Source organism: Paenibacillus sp. FSL H7-0442 (assembly GCF_038593105.1).
GTDB classification, from domain to species: Bacteria; Bacillota; Bacilli; order Paenibacillales; family Paenibacillaceae; genus Paenibacillus; species Paenibacillus polymyxa_D.
Genome location: NZ_CP151963.1, coordinates 3,842,347 through 3,858,412 on the forward strand (window position 1 = coordinate 3,842,347; position 16,066 = coordinate 3,858,412).

Sequence of the window (16,066 nt, forward strand, 5' to 3'; positions counted from 1 at the left end):
GTCTAATTGTCAGTAAATAAACTATATAAATCTATAAACTGTTTGTCAAATGAAAATCAGTTTATTGACAGTTATATAACTAACAGTTAGAATTCTAATTGTTTGAAGATGAACACTAAGGAGGAACGACATGAAGAATGTAACTCAAAGCTCTACGGTAGAAAAAGTTACAGCGATTACGAATGTACGTATTTTCGATGGAGAAAAAGTTATTGAGCCCAGAAATGTTATCATCCAGGGGGAAACTATTATTTCGGTAGGCGGAGACCTTCCGACGCATGCAACGATCATCGATGGGGAAAATGGGACATTATTACCCGGCTTGATTGATGCGCATGTTCACACTTCAATCGGAGGGTTAAAAGATGCTTTAAAATTCGGCGTCACGACAGAACTCGAAATGAACGGCAGTTTTACAGAAAGAGGGCGCAAAATCCAGTTGAAAAACGTGAATGATGCCGCTGAAGTCCGTTCCGCCGGCACAGCGATCACTGCTCCAGGTGGTCATCCGGATGAATTATTGCAGGATGAGGATGAAATTCCTGAGTTCGTATTAAAGGAATTGGAGAAGTTACCCAAGAAAGACCGGGAAGCTATGCTAGCCGCTTACGCTCACGATCACGAAAAAGTGCCCCAAGTGACGACAGTGGAAGAAGCGATCAAACATGTGCATACCCAAGTGGAGAGTGGCGCCGACTTTATTAAAATCATGATTGAAGAAGGGACGGTCTTGGGTGCCCCTGGACTGCCTATTTTAAGCGACGAGATTTTAAAAGCAGCTGTGGTAGAAGCCCATAAGTTCGATAAAATAGTCATAGCCCACGTCTTGACGGCTCATTCTTCGCAAACCGCCATCGACATTGGAGTCGACGGATTGGGTCACTTATTTCTCGACAGGCCCGAATACACATCTGAGTTGGTGAAATCCATAGCGGATTCAGGCGCATTTGTTATACCGTGCTTAGTATTGAACTCATCCATTCTGGGGAATCCAGCATCAGAATTGGCGAATGATTCACGTGTTTATTCCAAATTAAGTCCGGAATGGATCGATATTTTGAAATCAAGCTTCCATACTTTCCCGCAAGGCAATTTGGAGAATAGCTTTAAAAATGTGATGGATCTCCACCGTGCCGGTGTGGATATTCTGGTCGGGACGGATGTCGCTCCCGTTCCTGTTCCCAATCTTGGCGGCCTTGCTCATGGAGCCAGCGTTCATCATGAAATGCAATTGCTGGTTGAGGCCGGATTTACTCCCATAGAAGCGCTTCAGTCGGCTACCGCGAAACCGGCCCGTTGCTTTGGGCTTAACGATCGCGGCTGTATTGCCGAAGGTTCACTCGCTGACCTTATACTAGTAAACGGTGATCCGACAACCAACATCTCTGATACTTTGTCGATCAAATCCGTATGGTTCAAAGGTGTGCAACAACTATGTTAATCGGAGCCTATCGAACAGGAACAACTTTCTAATCTCATTTATATGACTTTCATTTTTACTTTCCGAAGATAGCTTAATCTTGTTGCCAACGCAAAAACACCTCCAAGGTTATCTCCATATCTTACGACATGGGGTTTCACTTTGAAGGTGTTTTAATTGCAAGGAACATTGTAAAAACGTACAAGCAGTGGCCTCACATCGTTTCGGTTGCACTGTTTGTCATAAAATATACGGCTTACTCGTAGGCACCGATGTTCACAGCGACTCCCTGTACTCTTGGCTTCCCGTCGATATCCAGTGTTCCAATGATGGCAAGGTCCGTGTTCCCGGCATCGATCGCAGGTGACGAAGACTGCAAATGGAAGTCGCTGTTCGCGGCACTCACGAATTTAGGATCGGCAAATAGAGAATGCGTATCGTTGCCGGTCCCCGATTTGTACGCGGAGAAACCCGTATACTCCTTATTTTTCCAGATCCAATTCGCTTCCGAGCTGCCTCTCGGAGCAAAATATAAATTATAATCCACAACATTGCCGGAATTTTTGGTGTATCCATTGGAGATCAGCATATCCGTGGAGCTGGCCACGAAAATATTGTTTTGGATCACGTTGTTTCGCGTATCATATTGAACCAAAAACTGGCCGCTTCCATCTTCAAATGTATCGTTCTTGTATAGTGTATTGTTCACGATCTTGCAGTTTACCGTGGAGCCACGCTCCTCATTGTAACCGCCCATGGCAATGCCGGTCAGTCGGTTGTTATATATCACGTTGCTGCGGACCGTAATATTGCTGGTGGCTTTACCGGCGTGCTCGGAGGCAATTTCGACGCCGATATCGTTGTTGTAGCTGTAGTTCTGCTCAATAATACTGTCCTTGCCCCCATCTACATAAATGCCCCCGGCCGAGTTGTCATCGCTCTTGTAAGATGGGTTATTTTGAACTGAATTATTATACACCCGATTGCCCTTCACCAACCCGTTCCGCGCCTGATCGTAAGTCGTATTCGGCGCGGTGCCCTCAAAGCCGATCAAATCAATCCCGATGTTGTCATTATCGTGAATGAGGTTGTCGGTCACCGCAAAGCCATCCACGTTGCCGTTTAAAACGAGCGATTCGCTGGAGCCCAGCACGAGATTGTACAGCTCATTGCCGCTGATCGTAAGATCGTGAATCGAAGCCGGAGCTTTCGTGCCGTAAACAGCGATACCGTGAGCATCCCGGCCCAGCCGATCTTTGCCGGTCGGAGTGACCATGTTTTTGATGTCATGGATTTTATTGTTGGACAGATTAATGAAGCCGCCCGAACCGTGGACATAAATACCTACAGGCACCACGTTCTTGGAAGCAGTGGTAAAATTGCGGATTTCAAACCCCCGAACAGTAACGTAATTGACATCGGCCAGTTCGATCAGCCCTTCGTTCCCGCTGACCGAAAGTCCGCTGCCATCAATAATGGCGGTCTCTGTCCCATAGTTGGTGAACACAATGGGACCCTGTGAAGCGGAGCCAGAGCGGGTGATCTTTACTTTCTGCTTGTACACGCCGCCCCGGACGTAAACCGTGCTGCCCGCAGGAGCCACGTCGGCCGCGTGCTGCAACGTCTTCCACGGCGCATCGTTCGTTCCGGCGTTAGAGTCGCTGCCGCTCGTGGCCACATAATATTCTGAACCGGCCGCGGAAGCGACGGGAGGTTGCACATTTCCGGCCACCAGACCAAGCCCGAAAACCATGGCTAAACCTACCAGAAACATTTGCCCGAATTTCTTCATGTTCCTCATCCCCCTTTGTTTTTCTTGTAAATTGTACCCTAATTCCACTAAATCTGTTCTTTGGCATCGGCCATTAGTGCAACCTAATGCGCCATACCAAGGACCAGGAGGTCACCGTAATTGCTGTCGAAAGAAACAAGAAACCCTGCGTTTTAGTAATCGCAAGGTTTCTTGGTGATCAAAGCTGCTAACGTTGCCGCAGCTACCCTGTCGGCAGACTGCGCATGTTCTTACTCCAAACGGACTAATCCTTTACCAGTCGATTAGAAAGCATCAACATGATAAAAGAGAATAAAATGATGACAGCTACCCAGCTCCAAGAGAGTGTCATATTTCCGACCTCGGACGCGGTGTAAATCGCTGTAGGCAGGGTTTGAGTCTGTTCAGGAATATTACCTACAAGCATCAGCGTAGCACCAAATTCCCCTAACCCTCGGGCAAATCCGAGAATGTATCCTGAAATGAGGGGTCGGTAGGCAAGGGGCATCGTAATGTGGCGAAACACTTGCCATTCGTTGGCACCTTGCGCACGTGCAGCCTGCTCTACCTCTGGGTCTACAGCTTCAAAACCTGCTTTAATGGTGCGGTAAGCCAGTGGAAAAGCAACAACTACGGCCGCCACCACTGCAGCTCCCCACGTAAATACAATCGTCTGCTGGAACAGGCTTTCGAAGGCAGTGCCAATCCAGCTTTTCCTTCCCAGCAAGATGAGCAAAATAAAGCCGATAACAGTAGGAGGCAAAACGAGCGGAAGAAGTAGGACGGTCTCAATCACGCTGGTTCCCCTCCGCGACGTGCAGTTCGCCATCATCCGCGCTACCACAGTAGCTAATAAAAAGACGATGATGCTGGCGACGACAGCGACTTTAACAGATACGATAACCGGAGGAAGAAAAGCTGACCAATCCAACGGGACCCCCTCCTTTATCTGTAAATTCTATTTTCCCGTCATTTCTGTAGGGGCTGAAAATCCATCTTTACTGAACACACTCATAGCTTCATCTGTTCGTAGAAAATCAAGAAACTCTCCTGCTTCCTGGCTGTGTTTGGTTGCTTTTACAATACCTGCAGGATACAGGATGGGTGCGTGCAATTCCTCGGGCACTTCCAGTGCTATGACCGTTTTATCGGATGATTTGGCATCCGTTAGATAGACGAGTCCTGCATCGGCGTTGCCTGTTTCAACATAATTTAATACCTGTCTTACGTCCTTGGCGAATACCATCTTAGGTTCCAGCTTGTCCCATAGCCCAGCCTTCGTTAACGATTCTTTAGAATATTGTCCGGCGGGAACGGTAGTAGGCTCCCCAACAGCCACTTTCAGGAAAGAAGGACCCATCAAGTCATTGAGCGTAATGCTTTTGTTATCTGTGCTTTTCGCCTTATCTTGCGGAATAACCACAACCAGTTTATTTTGAAGTAGCACGTTATCCTTTTCCACCAATGAAGCATCGGTTAATGCCTTCATTTGCTTCATGCCTGCCGAAATAAATACGTCAGCGGGTGCGCCTTGCTCAATTTGTTTTTGTAATGTACCAGATGAAGCGTAGTTAAAGGTAAGTTTGATATCTGGGTGCTGTTTCTCATACTGGCCCTTGAGCGTATTCAGACTATCTTGAAGACTCGCAGCGGCAGAAACGACTAGTTCTGTCTTGGGTGCGGACTGTGCCGACTGTACAGCAGCCGGAGACGAACACCCAGCCAGAACCCATGCCAACAATCCAACGAACGTGAATATGTACCCAAATTTCTTTTTCAACTTGTTCTTCCCCTATCCTATAAATTCCAAAATGAGATAGCGAAAATAAGGAAGCATTGTACATCTCATAACGGGTCGAATCTATTGGGTCAACCCAAATATTTGTGATAAATTGATCTCGCCTCGGCGATGTCCTTCGTGCCATGAATTAAGACGCGACCATCCTGAAAAAGAACGATTCGATGCGTCCCGATAACAACGGATACCAGGTATGGATTATGCTCCACTTTGCCCCCCTGACGGGATAACAAACGTGCCGCTTCATTCAGATCACGTACAGCACCCGAAGCCGGGCGGATTTGAACCGTATCTCGTCCGCACAAGACAGCCGTTTTAGCCTGATGCTCCGATTGTAAAAAAGGATACACTGGGTGCTCACCACACGTTGGACAATCGGCTTTCTTCATAGCGCTGATTTGGATTGCCTGATGCTGATTGTTCCACAGATCGAAAGAAATCAGCTTATTTTGCAAAGCCGAATCGTCCCCTGTGAGCAGCTTCAATGCCTCGGCGCTTTGATAAGCCGCTACCATCTGTACAGCCGGGCTAATCACACCGACCGTATCACAGGTTGCACCGCCGAGCGGTACAGTTCCGAGCAGGCAATGCAGGCACGGTGTCTGCCCTGGCACGATGGTAAAGGTTGTCCCATAACTACCTACACATGCCCCGTAAATCCAGGGTATTCTGTGCTTGACCGCATAATCGTTCATAAGCAAACGTGTATCGAAATTGTCAGTGGCATCTACGATGAGATCCACCCCTGCTGCGATATCGTCGATTTCCTCCAGCGAGACGTCCCGGACTAGCGCACGAATGTCCACGTCCGAATTGGTTTGCTGCAATCGCTTCTGCGCGGCCACTGCCTTGGGGATCTGATTACGGGCATCCGCTTCGTCATAGAGCTGTTGGCGCTGCAAATTACTCCAGTCTACATAATCACGGTCTACCAACGTCAGCCGTCCGATGCCCGCTCGCACCAGCATGTCAGCATTGGCAGTGCCCAGTGCGCCGGCCCCCACCATCAGCACGTGCTTACTACGGATATTTTGCTGGCCTGTCGGTCCAATTTTCGAGAATAATTCCTGTCTAGAATAACGGGCATGAGACGTATGCGCATGTGCAGCAACTTCTATTTTCTGGATCTTGTCCATTTCTGACATCGTTGATTTACGCCTCCATACTTATCCATTGAATAGCTACAAGTTGATCAGACAAGCTAAAAGCTTAGATGTCCTCGCCCTTATTTGAAAGCTTTGGGGTACTTTGAGGGTTCCAGCCACCCAGCTGATGCCCCTTCCATTCTGAGCCGTCCTCCCACACTTCCTTTTTCCAAATCGGTACGATTTGCTTTAACCGTTCAATGGCATGGCGGCTGGCTTCATAGCAAGTATCGCGGTGTGCAGCTGAGACAGCAATCACCACACTCGTCTCTCCAATTCTTACCGTGCCAAGCCGATGTGTAATCGCAGTACGTGTGGAAGGCCAACGTTCTGCAATTTCGTCACCAATCTGCTTCATCGTGTTCATGGCCATCGGGACATACGCCTCATATTCAAGCAACACCGTTCGCTGACCTTGCGTAAATTCCCGAGTCGTACCATTAAAGGTCAGCGAGGCGCCATGAGAAGGGTCGAGTACCTTTGAGGTTACTTCATCGGCATCAATCGGGTCGTACGTAATGGCAAATAAACCACATTTTGAAACGACCGTCTCCATCCCGGATGCTGACTGATGAAGAGCAATTGCATCTGATGGAAGCACAAGTTCATTTGGAGAAGCCAGCTTTTTATGATGGGTAAAAAAAGAACCTGGCAGTTGTGAAGCCACTTCCGGGTACAGCTCATTCAGCCTTTTTCGAATGTCTGCAATGGTCACCGCTTCCTGTGAAAGTTCTACCGTGATCACATCACCAAGTTGCTCCGCCATATCTGCGAATAGTTGAATACGATATTGCATATGATCTGCCCCCTTGCACCTATTCTATCGAATTCACCTATCCTATTAAATAAAATCTACCCTCCTGAAACCGGAGGAATAATCGCAATCTCATCATGTATACTCACGAGGTCCTCAGGAGCGGCGTAGGCTTGATTTCTGGCAACAAAAGAACCCTGCAACTGAGCTGCTGATTCAGGGAAACGCTCGGATAGCAAGTCTTTTAATGCGGCAACGGTCATCGTTTTTTGCTCAGTAGGCACCATAATTATAGGCCCTCCCATCTGTTCCGCAAGTCCAGCAAATACTTGAATATGATAGTTCATTTAACATCCCCTCCTTTTCAGTACAGTGACTGCCCACCACATATGTACCAAGAAAAACCAACATGAATGAATACCTCGAAAGGTTTTATTCCATGCTGGTTAACTATGACGGTGTACATTGAAGATTATTATATTATATTTTAGATTCAACTAGTTCATCAATCCGTTCGGTATGCGTATATACATTCAGAGAACGACTGCGTATAAAGCCAACGGTCGTAATCCCCAGGTCCTCAGCCAACTCAAGTGCAAGCTCTGTGGGAGCTGACTTGGACAAAACAACTTCACAGCCAATCTTCGCAACCTTCAACAAAATTTCAGACGAAATGCGTCCGCTGAATACTATGATTTTGTCTTGTAATACAATATCATGTTTTAGGCAATGCCCATAGATTTTATCTAGCGCATTGTGTCGGCCGATATCTATTCTGGATAGGATCATCCCGTTTTTATCGCACAGCGCTGCATTATGAACACCACCGGTCTCCTGAAACGTAAGTGCCGAGTTTTGCATTAAATTCATCAAACGGAAACAATCGTCAAAAGACAGCGTAACATGGGTGTCATTCATTCTTTTTGCCACTTTGGCATCATTTATAAAATAAAAGCCCTGTCTACTTTTTCCGCAACAGGAGGTAATGTACCGTTTGGAATGAAAGTTTTGATAAAACTCATTCATTCGACGGGTTTTAATATGAACAAAGCCTTCTTTTTCCTGAACCCAAATATCTTCGATATCATCGTACCGTTGAATGACGCCTTCAGAGGCCAAAAAACCTACTGCCATATCCTCCACATACTCCGGTGTACAAACCATGGTAGCAAATTCCTGCTGATTGATTTTGATGGTCACCGGATGCTCCGTCACCACCGTGTCTTCAAAACGCTTGATCTGACCGTCACGATAACGGAAAATCTCACGTTTCACCTCAGCTGGCTTTTCCATGTGCTCCACTCCCTCATTTCTGACAGGCTGGCTCTCCGGCTCACCCGCCGATGTGTGACATTTCAATTTTAGACGTTGCTTGCTGTGTATGATTCAGTCGTTCCTCTGAATAACGATCGGTACGTTCTCTCCAAACACGCTCAATGTAAGCTCTAATCTCGTCATCGGACTGTTCGGAACGTAGCATCGCGCGAAGCTTGTACCCTTGAGAGGCAAACAGGCACGTGTACAAGGAGCCTTCAGCAGAAATTCTCGCTCGTGTACATGTGGAGCAGAAGGCGTCCGTAACAGACGAAATAATACCGATTTCCCCGTCTCTGTCCTGATACCTGTAGCGCGTCGCCACCTCACCTTTGTACTGGGGTGCGACAGGCTCTAACGGCATATGCTCGTGAATGGCTTCGATGATCTGCTGCTTGGAAACGACCTGATCTAATTTCCAGCCATTGGTGTTGCCTACATCCATAAACTCAACAAAACGTAAAATATGCTTTTTCTTTTGGAAATAGTCGGCCATGGGTACAATATCCTGATCGTTAAAGCCCTTTTGCACGACCATATTTATTTTCACCTGCATCCCTGCTTGATCCGCAGCCTCAATACCATCCAGCACCGCCTTTACACTGCTTCTGCCCCCGTTCATTTGGCGGAACCGATCATCATCGAGCGAATCCAGACTAACCGTCACTCTCTTCAGTCCCGCCTCTCGCAGTGCTGCAGCATATTTAGGCAAAAATACGCCGTTTGTCGTCATTGCAATATCTTCAACCCCATCGAGTTGAGTTAACGAATGAATAAGCGAGGACAAATTTTTCCTCAGCAACGGCTCACCACCAGTAATACGCAGCTTCGTAACGCCCAGCGAGACAAAAATACGGGAAAGGCGTGTGATTTCCTCAAAGGTCAATATTTTTTCTTTTGGCAAAAACGGATAGTCATGGCCAAATATTTCTTCCGGCATACAATATCGGCACCGAAAATTACATCGGTCTATGACGGATATTCTTAAGTCCCGTAACGGACGATTCCATTGATCGTCGCTCCGGTTCGCCATCCTGTTCACCTCAATCCGTCTTCATTAATAAAACTCTTTACCCTTTAAATCGGAACGGTATTTCCATTCATTTTATACTGAACCAAAAAACCGGCATCACAACAACTTCTTCGCTTATGAATATCGAAGAATCTGCTAAATGCCGGTTAATTTATCTACATCAGGATTTTACGAATCCCACATCATGCGATATAGAAAAATCAAACTAACAAGCGCTGCGACAAATAAAATATACGCGATTCCCACGTACACTCCATTTACGATTGCTCAGAAATAGACTACATTCCTATTGTTAGCAATCCTGGAACGTTTGTCAATGATTTTTCGTTTTCTCAAACGATAATCATTATCAATTAAAAAATTAGTAATGTACCGTTGAACTATCTTAAATTTTACGTTATAGTTACACGAGATAACATGCAGAAAATGACATATCTAAGTTATTCAGAAGTTATTGATATACAGACGGTGCGTACTGTTTGTTATTAATACATATTCAAATGGCGGATTGGCCTCCAGGACCTAGAGCTTGGTCACTACTCCACCATAAACACAAGTGCTGGAACATGAGCACTTGTGTTTATGGTGGAGTTTTTTTATTCCTAATTTTTAAATTTAAAATCTGAAAGGAGCCTGAACCGTGACTGATAGTACGATCAAAATTACATTAAACGGACAGGAACTGAAAACGAAGAGCAGCGCAACGATTCTTGAAGTGATTAACGAAAACAATATCGCCCATCCCCAGCTGTGTTACGTTCCCGAGGTCGATCCGATCCGTACCTGTGACACATGTATCGTGGAAGTGGACGGAAAACTTATGCGTTCTTGCTCGACATTGGCTTCGGATGGAATGAATATTCATTTACATTCGAATCGCGCGAAAGCAGCTCAAACCGAGGCTATGGACCGATTGCTGGAAAATCATCTCCTCTACTGCACCGTATGCGATAATAACAACGGTAATTGTACTTTGCATAATACAGCAGAGCTTATGGAAATTGAACATCAAAAATATCCATATCAACCGAAAGTTGGCCCAACAGAAGTAGATATGTCTCATCCCTTCTACCGATATGACCCCAATCAATGTATTGCATGCGGCCAATGCGTAGAGGTATGCCAAAACCTTCAGGTTAATGAAACGCTGTCCCTCGACTGGGAGGCTGAACGTCCTCGCGTCATATGGGATGACCGGGTTGCGATTAACGAATCCTCCTGCGTTAGCTGTGGTCAGTGTGTAACCGTCTGTCCATGTAATGCCTTGATGGAGAAATCTATGCTGGGAGAAGCAGGCTTCATGAGTGGCATGAGCAAGGATTTATTAAATCCGATGGTGGATTTAATAAAGGAAGTGGAACCGGGCTATAGTGGGATTTTTGCTATTTCCGAAGCCGAAGCAGCGATGCGCGAAACCCGTACGCAAAAAACGAAAACCGTCTGTACGTTTTGCGGTGTAGGTTGCAGCTTTGAGGTTTGGACCAAAGGCCGCAAAATTTTGAAGGTACAACCTACCTCTGAGGGACCTGTTAACGGTATCTCGACATGCGTAAAAGGAAAATTCGGCTGGGATTTTGTAAACAGCGATCAGCGTCTGACCTCCCCTTTAATTCGTCAAGGTGACGAATTTGTGGAAGCAACCTGGGAAGAAGCACTGAGCCTGATGGCCAGTAAAATGGGAGCTATTCAAGAAACTTACGGTGGCGAAGCACTCGGCTTTATTTCTTCGTCCAAATTTACCAATGAAGAAAACTATTTGATGCAGAAGTTGGCTCGTCAGGTCTTCCAAACGAATAACGTCGATAATTGCTCACGGTATTGCCAATCTCCTGCGTCATGGGGGCTGCAATACACCGGAGGCATCGGTGGAGACAGCGGTACGATTAAAGATATTGCCAAAGCAGGTTTGGTCATGCTGGTCGGTTGCGCGCCGGGAGAAGGTCATCCCGTGCTGGCTACGCGTATCAAACGTGCGCATAAGCTGCACGGTCAAAAGTTAATCTCGGTCGACCTGCGCAAGCATGAAATGGCAGAACGCGCTGATCTGTTCATTCGTCCGAAGCAAGGTACTGATTATGTATGGTTATCCGCTGTAGCCAAATACATCATTGAGCAAAACTGGCATGATGCAAAATTCATTGAAGAGCATGTAAACTTCTATCCTGAATATTTGAAATTGCTAGAGCGATTCACCCTGGACTTTGCCGAACAGGAAACTGGTATTTCCAAAGAGACACTGATTCAGGTAGCGACTATGATTCACGAAGCCGACGGCACTGCCATTTGCTGGGGCATGGGTGTGACGCAAAACATCGCAGGCTCTTACACTTCGATTGCGATTGCCAATCTGCTGCTGGTGACTGGAAACTTTATGCGTCCGGGTGCAGGCGCATATCCGCTTCGCGGACATAACAATGTTCAGGGTGCTGCCGATATGGGTACGATGCCGGATATTTTCCCGGGCTATCAGCCCGTGACGAACGATGACATTCGTGCCAAGTTTGAAGCGGCCTACGGCGTACAAATTCCAGGTCAACGCGGACTGGACAACATCCAGATGCTGGAAGCCATTGAAACAGGTAAGCTTAAAGCGATGTATATCGCTGGAGAAGAGATGGCATGGGTGGATGCCGACTCCAACCATACCCAAGAAATGCTGGCGAATTTGGATTTCCTTGTCGTTCAAGATGTATTTCTGAGCAAGACAGCTGAATTCGCTGACGTTATTTTGCCAGCCGTACCTTCACTTGAAAAAGACGGAACCTTTACGAACACCGAACGTCGTGTCCAGCGTTTATACGAAGCACTCCGCCCTATGGGAGACAGTAAACCGGATTGGTGGATTTTCAGCCAATTTGCCAAGCATATGGGATTTGATTGGGATTACAGCCATCCAAGTGAAATTTTTGAGGAAATGGCGTCGCTCACTCCATTTTTCTCCCAATGTAATTATGACGTATTGGAAGGCTGGAACAGCTTCCACTGGGGATCGCCGGATGGTAGCAATACACCGCTGCTGCACACCAACGGCTTTAACTTTCCAGATAAAAAAGCGCGTTTGGGACTTTTCGAATATGTACCACCAAAAGAGTACCCTGTTGAATTCGATCTGACCTTAAATAATGGTCGACTGCTCGAACAGTTTCATGAGGGAAATATGACGACCAAATCGGCAGGCATTCAGCTCAAACTCCCAAAAGTATTTGTGGAAGTGTCACCTGAATTGGCTGAGGAGCGCGGAATCCATAATGGATCGCTGGTTCGACTGGAATCTCCTTATGGTGCGGTCAAGCTACGAGTTCTGGTGACAGACCGGGTGCAAGGAACTGAAATTTATGTGCCGATGCACTCTACCAGCCATGATAGTGCGGTCAATCTGTTAACTGGTGGAGCATTCGATGTGGTCACTCGCACACCGGCCTATAAACAAGCCAAAGTAAGGATGCAAATTTTGGAGGTAGACGGTCAAAATCCACTACCACGTATCAATCCGCGTTACAAAAAGCGTCATCCGCAAAATGGGGTTGAAGTGGACCGTAAGTGGAATCGTCCCGGTTACGTCGATTTGGTGGATCAAAAATAAGGAGGTCGAACCGTGGCTAAGCCTATTTCAATTGTGAGAAAACGCATTTTGACAGAAGAAGAACGGCAAAAACAATCGCTAGATCAGCTTACTGCTGATCTGGCGGACAATGGGGCGGCACTGCAGAAGACACTTGAAATCGTACGTGAGCTGCACGATAGTGGTCTTCTCGAAGCAGCCCAGTCTATGCTAAAGGCTAAAGAAAGCATCGCCAAAATCGCTGTAGGACAAGCGACGCGTAAGCCTGTGACGAACATCATCAATAATCTCATGGGAGCAGCCGGAATGCTGTCTGAGGTAGACCCCGAGCTGATGAAAAAGCTGACAAACAGCGTTACTAATGGCCTGAACGAAGCCAATGAACATCTAAAACAGAATAAAAAGACTCGTCTGCGCGATCTTATGAAGGCGATGAATGATCCAGATGTAAACCGTGCAATGGGATTTGGCATTCATTTTCTCAAAGGAGTGGGAAAAAGTTTGTCTGATAAATAACTCATAGAGTGTGAAGGTGGAAGACTAGTAACAACAGACAATAAAAAGAGCTGGCTCCGAAAACGGGGGCAGCTCTTTTTATTTATTTTTTATCCACTTGCAATAGCGTCACCGTTTTAAGAGAAACAGCATCTTTTATTTGCTCCTCTGCGATGACCTTGAGCTTAAGCAAACTGGCAATCTTCGACGTATCCGGCTTGGAAAACAAGCGCCATAGCTGCGGATCAGGCAGTGAATCATACAGCTTTGTATGATCGTATTCCTTACGGTGCTGCTGCACAATCTTGACCCGATAGTTGCCAATTTCCCAATCTGACACTTCCTTCTGCGCACAATGAGCGGTAATGTCATTACGCAAATCAGTCAGTTCACCTTCAATTTCTTTTTGCTTTTGCTTTAACTGGTAGTATCGGCGCACCTTGTTTTCCAATCCCATCACGCTCCTCTGCTTACATATGTATGTTTGCAGAAGTGTTTTAGGACAAGTTTTGTGATGTTAGGATTGAAGGCATAACTGCAAAAGCATTTCCCGGGTAATGGAAAGATTTTAGGATACTGCAAAATCCTTATTTAGATATATTCGCTCCTGGATTTACAGGCCCTGCTCCTCGGGATTTCTCCTTACGCTTCATATAATTGGCCCAGTATGCCGTCAGAATAGGTACCAAAATCGAGGTCACAATGACCGAAGCGGCAACTAAGGCCGTTGCAGATTGCGCAACAGGCAGGAACTCAGGCTTGATATTGGCGACAATGACTGGGTTCGCTACTGCTGCACCTGCTGTACTGGAAGCTGCGATTCCTGCTGTACCGTTGCCACCACCGATATATTTGTCCGCCAAAATTAGTGGAATACCTGTAACGAGAATGACAAAAATACCCAATAAAATACCGAGCATACCTGTCTGGACAATGACACTCAAGTCAATGGAACAACCAAGTGCAAAACCGAAAAATGGAATTAAGGCTTGCGTTGCGTTCCCAAAATACTTTCGGAAATCATGATCCAGATTGCCCAACATAAAGCCGATCAAAAATGGTAATACCGCCCCCACAAATGTCTGCGGTTCGAAAACGGCCAGTCCGGTGCTACCCAAAATAATCATGGTCACTAATGGACCCGATTCCAGTGACATCAGTACAAATGCTCCCGCCTCTTCCTTGGAGCCATACTGCTGCATAATGGAGGCGTATAACCCGCCGTTCGTCATATCCATAGCCGAGATCAGCGCCAGCACCGACAAACCTGCAAATAGCCCACTTTCTACACCCCCAACAGGCAGCAATCTGGATGCAATGATCGCCACTACCCACGCGACCGCGATTTTAGTCAATACGAGCGTTCCTGATTTACGCAATACAGTACCCGTCGCTCGCACATCTATAGAAGCCCCCATACAAAAAAACCACACTGCTAAAATGGGTACCGTACCTGTCATCAGCCCCTTGGTAAAAGATCCAAAATAGTCGCCTGCCCATGGAGTAAATGTATGAAAAAGCGCGCCAATAAACAGCGGCACCAGCATAATGCCCCCTGGAATTTTATCAATGTTTTGTTTGATTTTCATAACTTCGTTCAACCCTTTCGTTTTTGCCAATGCAAAAACAAGGCCGTGTCACTTGCGGCTCAAACCGAGCTCGGGAATCAGTCTCGCGAAGGTATCATGACTCTCCTTCAGTTGTCGCGCGAATGCGTCTGCATCCTGGACACGCAATCCCAACCCATGCTTACGCATTTCCTCCCTGAATTCCTCGTCTTTCGTTCCCTTGATCAGTGCATCCGTTAGCGTTTGAGCAACTGCATCCGGTGTATCCTTAGGCACAGCCAGCCCTCTCCAAGTGCCGATAAAATGTACACGCAGCCCAGTGGATTGCTGTAGTGTCGGCACTTTTGGAAACGCTTCCGAAATAGTGTCTGACTGGATCGCCAGTATGCGAAGTTTCCCTTCGTCCACGTATTTCTTCACTTCTGCGGGACTGACGGGTACAGCATCCACAAATCCGCTCATTAAAGCGGAGACGGCTGGGCCTGCTCCCTCATAAGGGATATGGGTAAAGCGGACTCCACTTTTCTGTTCCAGCATTGCGGCAGCAAGGTGCCATATGCTCCCTGTGCCTGCATTCCCCATTTTGAGTTTGCCGGGATGGGCCTCAGCATCCTCCAGAAATGCCTCTGCTGTCTTCCATGGTGCATCCGCCCGGACCGTAATGGCAGAAGGGTCCATATTGGTTTGAAGCAGCGGCTTAAATCGCTCATAGGTGAGCGGTAGCAGTCCCAAATGAGGCAACGTAGTCAGCTCAGCGACCAGATACGTTACAGTATAACCGTCCGCCTGCGCCTCAGCCCCTTCCATCAGCCCGACAGAACCGCCTCCTCCCGTTCGATTAACGACGATGATCGGCTGACCGAGATGCTTTTCGGCAGCTTTCGCCAACGCTCTCGCGGTAATATCCGTACCGCCTCCGGCTGCATAAGGAACGACGAGTGTTATTGGCTTCGTAGGAAATATACGGCTGTGATCCTGCAAGGTGCGGTGATCCACATATTCACTGATACTCAAGGCAGAAAGCATAGCTATTCCCGCCGCAACCAGCACATATTTTTGCCATGGCTTTTTCTTCATTACGTTTCCTCTTCTCCAAAAATGAACTGGGCCCGTCATGCGCCCGTTTTCACCTCCACCGTTTTCGGTCTTGTTGTTTGCGTTTACATGAAGTCAATGTACCGCAACGTGGAGGGCTACAGCTATCGC

At 47.0% G+C, this 16,066-nt stretch carries 14 protein-coding genes; 3 read left to right on the forward strand and 11 right to left on the reverse strand.

The genetic code is table 11. From position 1 onward, the window contains the following. Positions 1-130 precede the first annotated feature (130 nt). A complete protein-coding gene (locus MHH57_RS16945; RefSeq protein WP_340885995.1) occupies positions 131-1,441 on the forward strand; it encodes an amidohydrolase family protein in 1,311 nt (436 codons plus the stop codon). 235 nt (positions 1,442-1,676) lie between these two features. Here the strand turns inward: MHH57_RS16945 and MHH57_RS16950 are convergent, their stop codons facing one another. The 8 genes from MHH57_RS16950 to moaA all read right to left on the reverse strand — a co-directional run bounded on the left by MHH57_RS16950 (position 1,677) and on the right by moaA (position 9,235). Continuing rightward, entirely contained in the window at positions 1,677-3,212 is a 1,536-nt protein-coding gene (locus tag MHH57_RS16950) for a right-handed parallel beta-helix repeat-containing protein (RefSeq protein ID WP_340885997.1), read from the reverse strand. A 244-nt stretch (positions 3,213-3,456) separates the two neighbouring features. Then, positions 3,457-4,122, reverse strand: a complete 666-nt coding sequence (gene modB, locus MHH57_RS16955; RefSeq protein ID WP_342434316.1) for a molybdate ABC transporter permease subunit — start codon at positions 4,120-4,122, stop codon at positions 3,457-3,459. 27 nt (positions 4,123-4,149) lie between these two features. Next, positions 4,150-4,971, reverse strand: coding sequence for a molybdate ABC transporter substrate-binding protein (modA, locus tag MHH57_RS16960; RefSeq protein ID WP_342434317.1), 822 nt, complete (start codon positions 4,969-4,971; stop codon positions 4,150-4,152). Between the two features lie 89 nt (positions 4,972-5,060). Then, positions 5,061-6,134, reverse strand: coding sequence for a thiazole biosynthesis adenylyltransferase ThiF (locus tag MHH57_RS16965; RefSeq protein ID WP_029515414.1), 1,074 nt, complete (start codon positions 6,132-6,134; stop codon positions 5,061-5,063). A 64-nt stretch (positions 6,135-6,198) separates the two neighbouring features. Further along, entirely contained in the window at positions 6,199-6,930 is a 732-nt protein-coding gene (locus MHH57_RS16970; protein ID WP_029515415.1) for a molybdenum cofactor biosynthesis protein MoaE, read from the reverse strand. A 56-nt stretch (positions 6,931-6,986) separates the two neighbouring features. Further along, positions 6,987-7,235: a MoaD/ThiS family protein gene (locus tag MHH57_RS16975; RefSeq protein WP_340885999.1), complete on the reverse strand. Its 249-nt coding sequence runs from the start codon at positions 7,233-7,235 to the stop codon at positions 6,987-6,989. Positions 7,236-7,368: 133 nt separating this feature from the next. Next, positions 7,369-8,181: a formate dehydrogenase accessory sulfurtransferase FdhD gene (gene fdhD, locus MHH57_RS16980; protein WP_039274507.1), complete on the reverse strand. Its 813-nt coding sequence runs from the start codon at positions 8,179-8,181 to the stop codon at positions 7,369-7,371. A 40-nt stretch (positions 8,182-8,221) separates the two neighbouring features. After that, positions 8,222-9,235: a GTP 3',8-cyclase MoaA gene (gene moaA / locus MHH57_RS16985; protein WP_039274505.1), complete on the reverse strand. Its 1,014-nt coding sequence runs from the start codon at positions 9,233-9,235 to the stop codon at positions 8,222-8,224. 640 nt (positions 9,236-9,875) lie between these two features. On the opposite strand from moaA, the gene fdhF reads away from it, so the two are divergent. Then, positions 9,876-12,818 (forward strand): formate dehydrogenase subunit alpha, encoded by a 2,943-nt coding sequence (gene fdhF, locus MHH57_RS16990; protein ID WP_342434318.1) that lies wholly within the window; start codon positions 9,876-9,878, stop codon positions 12,816-12,818. A 12-nt stretch (positions 12,819-12,830) separates the two neighbouring features. After that, entirely contained in the window at positions 12,831-13,313 is a 483-nt protein-coding gene (locus MHH57_RS16995) for a DUF1641 domain-containing protein (RefSeq protein ID WP_039274499.1), read from the forward strand. An 82-nt stretch (positions 13,314-13,395) separates the two neighbouring features. Here the strand turns inward: MHH57_RS16995 and MHH57_RS17000 are convergent, their stop codons facing one another. The 3 genes from MHH57_RS17000 to MHH57_RS17010 all read right to left on the reverse strand — a co-directional run bounded on the left by MHH57_RS17000 (position 13,396) and on the right by MHH57_RS17010 (position 15,937). Next, entirely contained in the window at positions 13,396-13,749 is a 354-nt protein-coding gene (locus MHH57_RS17000) for a hypothetical protein (RefSeq protein WP_069010419.1), read from the reverse strand. 130 nt (positions 13,750-13,879) lie between these two features. After that, positions 13,880-14,881 (reverse strand): 2-keto-3-deoxygluconate transporter, encoded by a 1,002-nt coding sequence (kdgT, locus tag MHH57_RS17005; protein ID WP_029515422.1) that lies wholly within the window; start codon positions 14,879-14,881, stop codon positions 13,880-13,882. Between the two features lie 48 nt (positions 14,882-14,929). Beyond that, complete coding sequence (locus MHH57_RS17010) at positions 14,930-15,937, reverse strand: tripartite tricarboxylate transporter substrate binding protein (RefSeq protein ID WP_342434319.1); 1,008 nt, start codon at positions 15,935-15,937, stop codon at positions 14,930-14,932. Positions 15,938-16,066 lie beyond the last annotated feature (129 nt).

Coding starts and splice junctions, on each gene's coding strand:
- fdhD (WP_039274507.1), bottom strand. CDS start 8,181: ATGGAAAAGCCAGCTGAGGTGAAACGTGAGATTTTCCGTTATCGTGAC.
- MHH57_RS17000 (WP_069010419.1), bottom strand. CDS start 13,749: ATGGGATTGGAAAACAAGGTGCGCCGATACTACCAGTTAAAGCAAAAG.
- MHH57_RS17010 (WP_342434319.1), bottom strand. CDS start 15,937: ATGAAGAAAAAGCCATGGCAAAAATATGTGCTGGTTGCGGCGGGAATA.
- MHH57_RS16945 (WP_340885995.1), top strand. CDS start 131: ATGAAGAATGTAACTCAAAGCTCTACGGTAGAAAAAGTTACAGCGATT.
- MHH57_RS16965 (WP_029515414.1), bottom strand. CDS start 6,134: ATGTCAGAAATGGACAAGATCCAGAAAATAGAAGTTGCTGCACATGCG.
- MHH57_RS16950 (WP_340885997.1), bottom strand. CDS start 3,212: ATGAAGAAATTCGGGCAAATGTTTCTGGTAGGTTTAGCCATGGTTTTC.
- moaA (WP_039274505.1), bottom strand. CDS start 9,235: ATGGCGAACCGGAGCGACGATCAATGGAATCGTCCGTTACGGGACTTA.
- MHH57_RS16975 (WP_340885999.1), bottom strand. CDS start 7,235: ATGAACTATCATATTCAAGTATTTGCTGGACTTGCGGAACAGATGGGA.
- MHH57_RS16970 (WP_029515415.1), bottom strand. CDS start 6,930: ATGCAATATCGTATTCAACTATTCGCAGATATGGCGGAGCAACTTGGT.
- kdgT (WP_029515422.1), bottom strand. CDS start 14,881: ATGAAAATCAAACAAAACATTGATAAAATTCCAGGGGGCATTATGCTG.